11 protein-coding genes are annotated in these 11,753 nt (G+C 59.5%); 2 read left to right on the top strand and 9 right to left on the bottom strand.

The window, feature by feature from the left end; translation table 11 throughout:
* Positions 1-28 precede the first annotated feature (28 nt).
* A complete protein-coding gene (gene trxA, locus PDO_RS18860; protein ID WP_007605688.1) occupies positions 29-349 on the top strand; it encodes a thioredoxin in 321 nt (106 codons plus the stop codon).
* Between the two features lie 51 nt (positions 350-400).
* On the opposite strand, the gene PDO_RS18855 is transcribed toward trxA, so the two are convergent.
* From PDO_RS18855 to PDO_RS18820, 8 genes are all read right to left on the bottom strand, one after another.
* On the bottom strand, positions 401-1,741 hold the full coding sequence (locus PDO_RS18855) for a bifunctional folylpolyglutamate synthase/dihydrofolate synthase (protein WP_007605686.1): 1,341 nt from the start codon (positions 1,739-1,741) through the stop codon (positions 401-403).
* 37 nt (positions 1,742-1,778) lie between these two features.
* Entirely contained in the window at positions 1,779-2,684 is a 906-nt protein-coding gene (gene accD, locus PDO_RS18850; RefSeq protein WP_007605684.1) for an acetyl-CoA carboxylase, carboxyltransferase subunit beta, read from the bottom strand.
* Positions 2,685-2,722: 38 nt separating this feature from the next.
* Positions 2,723-3,562, bottom strand: a complete 840-nt coding sequence (gene trpA, locus PDO_RS18845; RefSeq protein ID WP_007605682.1) for a tryptophan synthase subunit alpha — start codon at positions 3,560-3,562, stop codon at positions 2,723-2,725.
* Positions 3,563-3,564: 2 nt separating this feature from the next.
* Positions 3,565-4,785: a tryptophan synthase subunit beta gene (gene trpB, locus PDO_RS18840; protein ID WP_007605680.1), complete on the bottom strand. Its 1,221-nt coding sequence runs from the start codon at positions 4,783-4,785 to the stop codon at positions 3,565-3,567.
* On the bottom strand, positions 4,782-5,456 hold the full coding sequence (locus PDO_RS18835; RefSeq protein WP_007605679.1) for a phosphoribosylanthranilate isomerase: 675 nt from the start codon (positions 5,454-5,456) through the stop codon (positions 4,782-4,784). The genes trpB and PDO_RS18835 overlap by 4 nt, the downstream gene beginning before the upstream one ends.
* Positions 5,457-5,528: 72 nt before the next feature.
* A complete protein-coding gene (locus PDO_RS18830; RefSeq protein ID WP_007605677.1) occupies positions 5,529-6,287 on the bottom strand; it encodes a M48 family metallopeptidase in 759 nt (252 codons plus the stop codon).
* Positions 6,288-6,378: 91 nt separating this feature from the next.
* Positions 6,379-6,813 carry a DUF2852 domain-containing protein gene (locus tag PDO_RS18825; protein ID WP_037074656.1) on the bottom strand — a complete coding sequence of 145 codons (435 nt, stop codon included), beginning with the start codon at positions 6,811-6,813 and terminating at the stop codon, positions 6,379-6,381.
* Positions 6,814-6,960: 147 nt separating this feature from the next.
* Positions 6,961-8,241 carry a polyhydroxyalkanoate depolymerase gene (locus tag PDO_RS18820; protein ID WP_007605674.1) on the bottom strand — a complete coding sequence of 427 codons (1,281 nt, stop codon included), beginning with the start codon at positions 8,239-8,241 and terminating at the stop codon, positions 6,961-6,963.
* A 298-nt stretch (positions 8,242-8,539) separates the two neighbouring features.
* Here PDO_RS18820 and PDO_RS18815 point away from each other — a divergent pair, with 298 nt between their 5' ends.
* Positions 8,540-9,130 carry a nitroreductase family protein gene (locus PDO_RS18815; RefSeq protein WP_007605672.1) on the top strand — a complete coding sequence of 197 codons (591 nt, stop codon included), beginning with the start codon at positions 8,540-8,542 and terminating at the stop codon, positions 9,128-9,130.
* Positions 9,131-9,254: 124 nt separating this feature from the next.
* Here PDO_RS18815 and gyrB read toward each other — a convergent pair whose 3' ends face one another.
* Positions 9,255-11,690: a DNA topoisomerase (ATP-hydrolyzing) subunit B gene (gene gyrB / locus PDO_RS18810; RefSeq protein WP_007605669.1), complete on the bottom strand. Its 2,436-nt coding sequence runs from the start codon at positions 11,688-11,690 to the stop codon at positions 9,255-9,257.
* Positions 11,691-11,753 lie beyond the last annotated feature (63 nt).

The following is an 11,753-nucleotide window of genomic DNA, read 5'->3' as shown; positions in this document are numbered from 1 at the left end:
TCAATTCGATATCTATAAGGAGAGCCCGATGGCTACTGTAAAAGTCGACAAGTCCAATTTCCAGGCCGAAGTTCTCAACGCCGTCGAGCCGGTCGTGGTTGATTTCTGGGCCGAATGGTGCGGCCCGTGCAAGATGATCGCGCCGAGCCTGGAGGAAATCTCCAACGAGCTTGCCGGCAAGGTGAAGATCGTCAAGCTTAATATCGACGAAAACCCGGAACTGGCTGCCCAGTTCGGCGTTCGCTCGATCCCGACTCTTGCTGTCTTCAAGGGTGGCGAAGTGGCCGACATCAAGGTCGGCGCTGCGCCCAAGACTGCCCTGTCGAGCTGGATCTCCAGCGCCGCCTGAGGCCCTGCGAACGCTTGGAGAATTCAAAAGCCCGGAATTTCCGGGCTTTTTTCATGTCGGAATGGTGCCGTTCTGGGCCAGAACATTGCCGGCAAGATAGAGCGATCCACCGATCATGATACGCGGCGGCGGTCCGCCCGCTGTTCGTTCTGCAATCGCATTCAGCGCCTCGCCCAGCGACCCCATCGGCAAAGCGGTCAATCCGGCATCCGCTGCCGATTGCGCCAGCGCGACGGGATCGAGACCGACGTCGGAGCCTTCGATTGGTACGGTGTACACCGCATGGGCAATACCGGTGAATGCGCGGAAGTAGCCGATCGGATCCTTTGTGTTGATCATGCCGACAACCAGATGCAGCGGGCGCGCCTTGCGCTCGTCCATCGCCGCCATGGCTTCGGCAATCACTTCGCCAGCACCCGGATTATGGCCGCCATCGAGCCAGATCTCGGCACCCGCCGGTGCACGATCGACCAGATGCCCTTCGGTCAGTCGTTGCAGACGACCGGGCCATTCGACCGACAGCATGGCCTTCTCGGCAACCATCTCGTTGACCGCAAAGCCAGCCGCCTTGACTGCGCGGATAGCCGTTGCGGCATTGCCGATTTGATGGCGCCCGGGAAGGCGCGGAAGCGGCAGGTCCATCAGGCAAAACTCGTCCTGATAGACCAATCGGCCGAATTCCTCATAGGCGAGGAAATCCTGGCTGAAGACGGACAGCGGACAGCCCAGCCGTTCGGCAGTGCCGATCAACACGTCACGGGCACCCTCGAATTCCTGATGGCCAATGACCACCGGAACGCCACGTTTCATGATCCCGGCCTTCTCAGCGGCAATCAACTCGACCCGATCGCCGAGATAGGCCTGGTGATCGAGGGAAATCGGCTGGATGATCGAGACCGCGGGTTTTTCAACGACATTGGTGGCATCGAACCGACCACCGAGGCCAACTTCGATGACGGCAACGTCGGCCGGTTGCTCGGAAAACAACAGGAACGTCACTGCCGTCAGGATTTCGAAGACGGTAATCGACTGGCCGTCATTGGCGTCGGCAACCCGGCGCAGCGCATCGGCAAAGAGCGCGTCATCAACGATCTGGCCCGGGCCGCCCTTCACGCCGATGCGGTAGCGTTCATGCCAGCGGACAAGGTGCGGCGAGGTATGGACATGGACCGAAAGCCCCTGGGCTTCGAGCAGTGCCCGGCAAAAGGCCGTGGCCGAGCCCTTGCCGTTGGTGCCGGCGACATGAATGACCGGCGGCAGACGCCTTTCGGGATTGCCCAAAAGATCGAGCAGGCGGCGAATGCGGTCGAGGGAGAGATCGTAGCCCTTGGGGTGCAGCCCCATGAGCTTTTCGATCTCGGCATCGGCCAGACTCAAGGTAGGCACTGTCATCACGGTCGTTCCACTGCCATCGGCCAAATACGAAGTGTCAGGCCGATGCCTTTGTCGGGAGTGCTATGGCGCCGTTCGAAACCACATCGTTGGCCGGGCGCTTGGTCATGATCTTCAAAACGCGGGCCAGAAGATCGGGAATCTCGTGGCGCTTGACCACCATGTCAACCATGCCATGCTCCAGAAGGTATTCCGATGTCTGGAAACCTTCCGGCAGCTTTTCGCGGATGGTCTGCTCGATGACGCGTTTGCCAGCGAAGCAGATTTCAGCGCCCGGCTCGGCAATGTGCAGATCGCCCAGCATTGCGTAGGACGCCGTCACGCCGCCCGTGGTTGGGTTGGTCAGAACCACGATGTAAGGAAGGCCCGCTTCCTTCAGCATGTCGACCGCAACCGTCGTGCGCGGCAACTGCATCAGAGACAGGATGCCTTCCTGCATGCGTGCGCCGCCCGATGCGGGGAACATCACCAAGGGGCACTTTTCCTTCAGCGCGCGCTCGAAAGCCTTCACGATCGCCTCGCCGGCGGCAATGCCGAGCGAACCGCCCATAAAGTTGAACTCGTGAACTACCGCTACAAGTTTGAGCCCCTGCACGGTGCCGACGCCGGCGAGGATGGTGTCTTCCTGTTCGGTCTTCAGACGGCTGTCCTTCAGGCGGTCGGTGTATTTCTTCGAGTCGCGGAACTTCAACGGGTCCTGCGCCACCTTCGGCTGCTGCAAGGCTTCATACTGGCCGTTGTCGAACAAGTCGATCAGGCGCGCCTTGGCTGGCATCTTCATATGATAGCCGGATGCTGGAATGACCCACTTGTTCTCTTCGAGGTCCTTGTGGAAGACCATTTCGCCCGTTTCAGGGCACTTGATCCAGAGGTTTTCCGGCACTTCCCGGCGACCCAGCATGGAATTGATGCGCGGGCGCACGTAATTGGTGATCCAGTTCACGCGGTATACTCCTGACGTTTACAGCCTCTATCGGAAAATTATTCGGCAGCAGCAAGGCGTGCACTGCGCACACCGCTTGCAAGGCCGCGAACCAGGGTGACGACGGCCTGAACCGTATCCGCCGTGGCTTTCCCGTCAGCTGTCAGATTGTTGGCGACCTGATTGACGATGGCCGTGCCGACGACAACGCCGTCTGCATTGGCACCAATCAGGCGGGCATGCTCGGCGGTCTTGACGCCGAAGCCGACGCAGATCGGCAGATCCGTGTGGGCCTTGATGCGCTGGACGGCACCGGAAACGCGCGAAGGATCAAGCATCGACGACCCTGTGATGCCGTTCATCGACACGTAATAGACAAAGCCGGACGTGTTCTGCAGCACGGTCGGCAAGCGCTTGTCGTCCGTTGTCGGCGTGGCCAGACGGATAAAATTGATGTCGCGGCGGCGGGCGGGAATGCAAAGCTCGTCATCCATTTCCGGCGGCAGATCGACAACGATCAGGCCATCGATGCCGACTTCGATCGCAACATCAAGGAAATGCTCGACGCCGAAGACATAGATCGGATTGTAGTAGCCCATCAGCACGATCGGCGTAGACTGATCGGTCTTGCGGAATTCGCGCGCGAGTTCGAGCGTCTTCAACAGGGTCTGGCCTGACTTCAGGGCGCGCTGTCCCGCCATCTGGATCGCAGGACCATCGGCCATCGGATCGGAGAAAGGCATGCCAAGTTCGATCACGTCGGCACCAGCTTCCGGCAGCGCCTTCATGATCGCCAGCGATGTTGCGTAGTCCGGATCGCCAGCCATGAAATAGGTCACCAGGGCGGGGCGGCCTTCGGCCTTCAGATCGGCGAAGCGTTTATCCATACGTGCAGTCATGATCAGAGCCCCATTCCGAGAATCTTGCCGACGGTGAAGATGTCCTTGTCGCCGCGACCGCAGAGATTCATGACAATGATCTGGTCCTTGTCCATCGTCGGCGCGCGCTTGATGACTTCGGCGAGCGCGTGGCTTGGCTCGAGCGCCGGAATGATGCCTTCGGTGCGAGTCAGCATCTGGAAGGCGGCAAGCGCCTCGTCGTCCTTGATCGGCACGTATTCAACGCGGCCCATGTCCTTCAGCCAGGAATGCTCTGGGCCGATGCCCGGATAGTCGAGACCGGCGGAGATCGAGTGACCTTCCTTGATCTGGCCATCGCCGTCCTGCAGCAAGTAGGTGCGGTTGCCATGCAGGACGCCGGGCGAACCGGCGGTCAGAGAGGCGCAATGTTCTTCGCCCTCAAGTCCCTTGCCACCTGCTTCGACACCAACAATGCGGACACTGTCGTCATCCAGGAACGGATGGAAAAGACCGATCGCGTTCGAACCGCCACCGACAGCGGCAATCAGCATGTCGGGAAGACGGCCTTCGGCGGCCATCATTTGCTCGCGGGTCTCACGGCCGATGACCGACTGGAAGTCGCGGACCATTTCCGGATAGGGATGCGGGCCGGCTGCCGTACCGATCATGTAGTAGGTGTCATCGACATTGGTGACCCAGTCACGCAGCGCCTCGTTCATGGCGTCCTTCAGCGTTCCGTGTCCGGCCGTTACCGGCTTCACTTCGGCGCCGAGCAGCTTCATGCGGAAAACGTTCGGTGCCTGACGCTCGACATCGGTCGCGCCCATGTAGACGACGCAGGGAATGCCGAAGCGGGCCGCGACCGTTGCCGACGCCACGCCATGCTGGCCGGCACCGGTCTCGGCGATGATGCGGGTCTTGCCCATGCGCTTGGCAAGCAGGATCTGACCGAGGCAATTGTTGATCTTGTGCGAACCGGTGTGGTTCAGCTCGTCGCGCTTGAAATAGATCTTTGCGCCGCCCAGTTCTTCCGTCAGGCGCTCGGCGAAATAAAGCGGGCTCGGCCGGCCAGTATAATGGGTATTCAGATGCGCCAGTTCCGCCTGGAATTCCGGATCGGTCTTTGCCTTTTCCCACTCGGCCTGAAGGTCGAGGATCAGTGGCATCAGCGTTTCGGCAACGAAGCGGCCACCGAAGATGCCGAAGCGGCCGTCCTCGTCCGGACCTTCCCGGAAGGAATTGGGTTTGGGTGTTTCGTTCACTTGACACTCCCTGATACCGGTACGCGGCGCGAAGCCTCAGCGACCGCCGCAAAAAACTCGTCCATCATCTGCAGATCCTTGACCCCGGGCGCGCTTTCGACGCCAGAGGAAACATCAATCCCACGAGCGCCCGTTTCGCGCAGGGCGTCCGCTATGTTGTCCTTATTGAGCCCACCGGAAAGCATGTAATTCACACTTTCGTCAAGCGAGCGCAACAGTCGCCAATCAAATGTGACGCCGTTTCCGCCGGGCAGATCCGAGCCGACCGGCGGCTTCGCATCGAAGAGAAAACGGTCGGCAATACCTATATAGGGTTCGATGCGCTTGAGATCATCTGGCTCACGGATCGAAAATGCCTTCATGATCGGCAAACCGGTCATCGCCTTGACCGTCAAAAGCCGCTCCGGGCTTTCATGTCCATGAAATTGCAGGATATCGGGACGCAGCAGCGCGATGATCTCATCGAGGTCGTCAGCATCGGCATCGACCGTAACAGCAACGATCTTGGCACGGCCGCGGACGCGGTCCGCAAGGGTGCCTGCAATGTCCGGCTCGATGTTGCGCGGGCTCTTGGCAAAAAATATGAAGCCGATATGGGTCGCCCCGCGCTCAACAGCGCGATCGACAGCCTCCGGCGTCTTCAATCCGCAGATCTTGATATCGGGTCTCATGGCAGCGAAGTCGCACGAAATCACAAAAGAGTCGAGCCAAATTGCGACCTATGCTGAACGGTCAGAGGCCGATCAGCCGAAGTCGATCGCATGAAGCGCAGAGCCATGGCGCTTCAACCATGCCTTGGATTCATCCATGTGTGGGCAGAGTTCCCTGCAAAGCGACCAGAATGCCGGACCGTGGTTCATTTCACACAGATGGGCGACCTCATGGGCGGCGAGATAATCGATCACCGGCGGTGGCGCCATGACGATCCGCCAGGAGAAACTCAGCTTGCCATCCCAGGAACAGGATCCCCATCGGCTGCGCGTATCCTTCAAGCTGAGGCTCCTGATCGGTTTGCCGACCGACCGGGCGTGTTGCTCGGCCAAACGCTCCAGGTCCCGACGCGCTTCCTTCTTCAGAAAATCGCAGATACGGCGGGGCAGATGATCCTCGAGACCACTGACGCTGAGGATATGGCCGATTTCGCTGTCGATCGACTGGGTCAGTCCGCGCATCTGTCCGGAGTGGACAATGCGGTGCTTGATGCCGCGCAGCGTGATCTCGCCACCATCCTCAATCGCACCGCCAACCGACTGCCGCGCAAGCCGGGTCCGGAGCCAGCCCTGATGGCGATCGAGGAAGTCGTCGATGTCGCGCTCCTTGAGACCATGAGGAATGGTCATCTTCAATGCACGGCCGCCGGGCTCGATGCGCAGCGTGATGCGTGTTGCCCGGATGTTCCTGCGGATCGTCAGAGGCAGTTCACGGCCATCGACAGCCAGCGTCCTGTCCAGCGCTATACTGGACGTGCGTGTGGCGGCGGGCTTTTTGAACAGGGAGAACATTGATGCCTTTTATCGGATTCGTTCAGGAAAATGACGCATAAAAAGGCCGGCATCAAGGATGCCGGCCTCGTTTGGTCGCGCATGCACGCCGTCAGTTGCCGGAATTGCCCATCGGCGCAATCCCCTGATCGGCAGATTTCACCTGTTGGCGATCGCGCATGAATCGATCGAATTCTTCCTGGTCCTTGGCGCGACGCAGTTCACGCCCATAGGCGTCGAATTCCGCGCGCATTTCATCGAGCCTACGACGCTCTTCATCAAGCCGATCGAGCTCTGCCTTGCGCCAATCGTCGAAGGCGACATTGCCGGTGGCCGACGTCGAGCCCTGATAGCGGCTCGAGCGACACCAGGCAAACGCGTCGTCCGCCTTGCGGTTGGCTTCACGCTTGAAAGTCTGGAACTTGTCGCCAAACAGAATGTAGGCAAGCATGGCAAGGCCAAGCGGCCAGAACACCATGAATCCAAGTACCATCAGGACGACGGTCGCCGGAGTCCAATCCGGTCGAAGCAATGCTGACTGGTTCATCATCGATTACCCTCGTTTCATCGGGGGCAGGATGCCGACCGATGGAATCGATGTGGGAAATGGCAGCCGCGCGTTCAAGAGAAATGCGGACCCAAATGGACAACCATCTGAATCCGCTAATTTAAATCGGAGCTATTGGCTCGGACGTCAGCCCGCCTTGCCGCCCTTGATGACGCGCTTTACTGGCGTCGCCTTTACACCCTTGCTGTGTTTGGTGGCGAAGGCGATGATACGGGGCGCGATTTCCCTGCGGAAACGCGAACCGTTGAATACGCCGTAGTGACCGACATCCGGCTGCATGTAGTGCATGCGCATCTCGTCCGGGATGCTGCTGCAGATCGTCTGTGCAGCCTGGGTCTGGCCGACGCCGGAAATATCGTCGTTCTCACCTTCGACCGTCAGCAGTGCGACATTGCGGATCGCCTTGGCGTCGACCGGCTTGCCACGATGCAGCATCTCGCCCTTCGGCAGGGAATGCTTGATGAAGACCGTATCGACCGTCTGGAGATAAAACTCCGCAGTAAGATCCATCACGGCCAGATATTCGTCGTAAAAGTCGCGATGCTTCTCCGCGGAGTCGCCGTCGTTCTTGACCAGATGGCCGTAGAATTCCTTGTGCGCGATCATATGGCGATCGAGATTCATCGACATGAAACCCGAGAGCTGCAGGAAACCGGGATAGACGGACCGCATGACGCCCGGCTGTGGCCACGGAACCTGCATGATGACATTGTCGCGGAACCATTCGATGGGCTTGTTCTGGGCAAGCTGGTTGACGGCTGTCGGATTGATGCGGGTGTCGATCGGGCCACCCATCAGCGTCATCGAGGCCGGCGCGCAGGTATCGCCGTCGGCTTCCATGACGGCGACCGCAGCCAGGACCGGAACAGAGGGCTGACAGACGGCGACCACGTTCGTGTCCGGGCCGAGATGGTGGAGCATCTCGATCACGTAATCGATATAGTCGTCGAGGTCGAAGTCACCGTCCGTCACCGGTACCATGCGGGCATCGATCCAGTCGGTTATGTAGACGTCGGCGCTCGGCAGCAACGCCTCCACCGTACCGCGCAGTAGCGTGGCGTAGTGACCGGACATCGGTGCGACGATGAGGATACGGGGGCCCTTGTCGGTGCCAGCCGGGAGATGGCGCTTGAAGTGGATGAGGTTGCAGAACGGCTTGCGCCAGACCACCTCCTCCTCGACGGTGACGGCCTCACCATTGATCGGGGTCGTTGGCAAATCAAAGGCAGGCTTTCCGTAACGGCGCGTGACGCGCTCAAACACTTCGAAGCCCGCAGAGAAGCTTCGGCCGACGACAGTGTGGGACCAAGGGTTGAGAGGGTTTTTCCAGGCCAGGTTCATCGCATCCGCTGTCGCGCGAAACGGCGCCATGACAGCATGGTTGAGTTCATAGAGCTGATAAAACATCGCTTGGCTCACCTTCCGGTCGTGTTGGGCATATAAGCCCATTTCGATATGCTACACTAACAGAGTTTTTGCAGTGCAAAAGCCTTTTGATGCACGGCATCCAAGGAGAACATCGGCACACGCATTTCCGTTCCAACACAAGCTGAATGAAAAGGCTTAAGGTTCCCATTACATCCGCTGGTTAACCGTTATCCACGTCCGCCTGGAGATTTGTGCAACCGCGAAGGAAGTGCTGGCACGGATTCGGCAACTGCGCCATCTTGTGCCGGCAAGCCTGCCAAAACTGCAAAGGAACCCTATGACCACCAGCAATAGCCGTCAGTCCGAGCACAATGTTGATTCGGTATTTCTCGACCGTTGGTCTCCACGCGCTTTCGACGACAGCGTCATGCCGAAGGCAGATTTGCTGACCATTCTCGATGCCGCCCATTGGGCACCGTCCGCGTTCAATTATCAGCCATGGCGTTTTGTCTATGGCCTGAAGGGCACTGCCGAATTCGACAAGCTGCTCGGCATTCTGAATGAGTTCAACCAGGGTTGGGCCAAGACTGCTTCCGCGCTGATCATCGTATTTTCGGATACGCTGAGCCGCCCGGCGGACGGATCGGCGCCAAAGCCTTTCCGCAGCCACAGCTTCGATGCCGGTGCTGCGTGGGGTCTGCTTGCGCTTCAGGCCGTCAAGGCCGGTTATTTCGCCCACGGCATGACCGGCATCGATTTCGACAAGGCAGCGGCCGACCTCGGCGCCCCGGAAGGTTTCCATGTCGAGGCCGCCATTGCAATCGGAAAGCCCGGTGACAAATCGGTCCTGCCGGAGGGCCTGCGCGCCAGGGAGATGCCCAACGACCGCAAGCCTCTGAGCGATGTGGCATTCGAAGGCAGCTTCTGAGGCTGCACCAATATCAAGCGTTTCACGTGAATCGCATTAACCATGATTCACGTGAAAACAGTGGGCAAGACAAAGGGCCACATTCCTCGGAATGCGGCCCTTTGTTTTGTGATTGCAGATCCGATCAGATGTCGAGATTGGCAACGCTCAGTGCGTTTTCCTGGATGAAGTCGCGCCGCGGTTCAACTTCGTCGCCCATCAACCGTGCGAACAGGCTATCGGCATCGGTCGCATCGTTGACACGGACCTGGAGCAGCGAACGGACGTTCGGATCAAGCGTCGTTTCCCACAACTGCTCGGCATTCATTTCGCCGAGACCCTTGTAGCGCTGCATGGAAAGACCCTTGCGGCCGGCTGCAAAAATGTGGTCGAGCAAGGCGCGCGGCCCAGACATGTCGGTCTTTCCATCCTTGCGTGCCAGAACCGGCGGCTCGGAATAGATGTCATGCAGACGCGGCGTCAGCTGATCGATATGGCGGGCATCGGACGAACCGATCAGCGCCACATCGACGGCTGCCGTTTCCTTCACGCCCCGCACCATGCGCTCAAACCGCAGGCCACCCTCGTCGGTGACAAAACCTTGCCAACCGCGCTCGGTTTCTTCGGCAATCATGTCGAGGCGGCGCGCGACTTCGGCAGCGGTCGCCTCGGCGCGGGCGCGATTGTCGGTCAGCTCGGGGTTGAGTGCGCCAGCAATCGCTGCCTGCTCGATGACATTGCGATTGTAGCGCGAATGCAGACCTTCGACGAGCGAACGCAGACGAAGCGCATCCTGGATCAGGTCGCGCAGATCCTGACCGGCGCGAACTTCTCCATTGGCAAGCGTCAGGGTCGCTTCCTCGATGCCCATGGTGATCAGGTACTCTTCGAGTGCCTTTTCGTCCTTGAGATACTGGACCGACTTGCCGCGCGACACTTTATAGAGCGGCGGCTGGGCAATGTAGAGATGGCCGCGCTCGATCAGTTCCGGCATCTGCCGGAAGAAGAAGGTCAGCAGCAGAGTTCTGATATGCGCACCGTCCACGTCAGCATCGGTCATGATGATGATCTTGTGATAACGCAGCTTGTCGGCGTTGAATTCGTCCTTGCCGATCGACGTGCCAAGCGCCGTGATCAGCGTACCGATTTCCTGGCTCGACAGCATCTTGTCGAACCGTGCGCGTTCCACGTTGAGGATCTTGCCGCGCAACGGCAGGATGGCCTGACTTTCGCGGGATCGGCCCTGCTTTGCCGAGCCACCTGCCGAGTCACCCTCGACGAGGAAGAGTTCGGACTTGGCGGGATCGCGCTCGGAGCAATCGGCGAGTTTGCCGGGCAACGAGGCGATGTCGAGGGCGCCCTTGCGACGCGTCAGTTCGCGCGCCTTACGGGCGGCTTCGCGCGCGGCGGCCGCTTCGACAACCTTGCCGACGAGAATCTTGGCTTCGCTCGGATGTTCCTCGAACCATGTGCTGAGCGCCTCGTTCACCAGGCTTTCGACCACCGGGCGAACTTCGGACGAAACAAGCTTGTCCTTAGTCTGCGAGGAGAATTTCGGATCCGGCACCTTGACCGACAGAACGGCGGTCAGCCCTTCGCGGCAGTCTTCGCCCTGGAGCGTGACTTTTTCGCGCTTGGTGATGCCTGAGCTTTCACCGTAGGACGTGACCTGACGGGTCAGCGCTGCACGGAAACCCGCCATGTGGGTGCCGCCGTCGCGCTGGGGAATGTTGTTGGTGAAGCAAAGCACGTTCTCGTGGTAGCTGTCGTTCCACCACATGGCCACTTCAACCGTGATGCCGTCCTTTTCCCCGCGGATGGCCACCGGCTTCTGAACCAGCGGCTTCTTCGCACGGTCGAGATAGACAACGAAGGCTTCAAGACCGCCGTCATAGACCATTTCTTCCTGGCGAATATCCGACCGACGCTTGTCGGTCAGCAGAATGCGGACGCCGGAATTGAGGAAGGCCAGCTCGCGCAGGCGATGTTCCAGCGTGTTGTAGTCGAACTCGATGTTTGTGAAGGTTTCCGGGCTGGGCAGGAAGGTGACTTCCGTGCCGGATCGGCCTTCGTAGTCGCCGATGACGCGCAGCGGCGCGTCGGCCACGCCATGAGTAAAGCTGATCTCGTGAACCTTGCCGACCCGACGGATCTTGAGGTTCAACTTGACCGACAGCGCGTTCACCACGGAAACGCCCACACCGTGAAGACCACCCGAAACCTTGTAGGAATTCTGGTCGAATTTGCCGCCCGCATGCAGCTGGGTCATGATGACCTCTGCAGCAGATACGCCCTCGCCCGTGTGAATGTCCGTCGGAATGCCGCGACCGTTATCGGTCACTGTGACCGAGCCGTCTGCGTTCAACGTCACCGTGACGATGTCGGCATGTCCGGCCAAGGCTTCATCGATCGCGTTGTCGACGACTTCGTAGACCATGTGGTGAAGACCTGAACCATCGTCCGTATCACCGATATACATGCCCGGCCGCTTGCGAACTGCATCCAGTCCCTTGAGCACCTTGATCGAGTCGGCACCATATTCGGCCGGTCCATCATTTTCCGTGATCGGCAAGTCGGTCATTCAGCAATCTTTCCAGTCAATTCTCAAAGGGTCTGCCTGATTCGAATCAGCAGCTTCAAGCGG

Source organism: Rhizobium sp. PDO1-076 (genome assembly GCF_000247475.1).
Taxonomy (GTDB): Bacteria; Pseudomonadota; Alphaproteobacteria; order Rhizobiales; family Rhizobiaceae; genus Allorhizobium.
The sequence above is the reverse complement of the archived record's forward strand: the minus strand, read 5'-3'. Positions and strand labels throughout refer to the sequence as shown.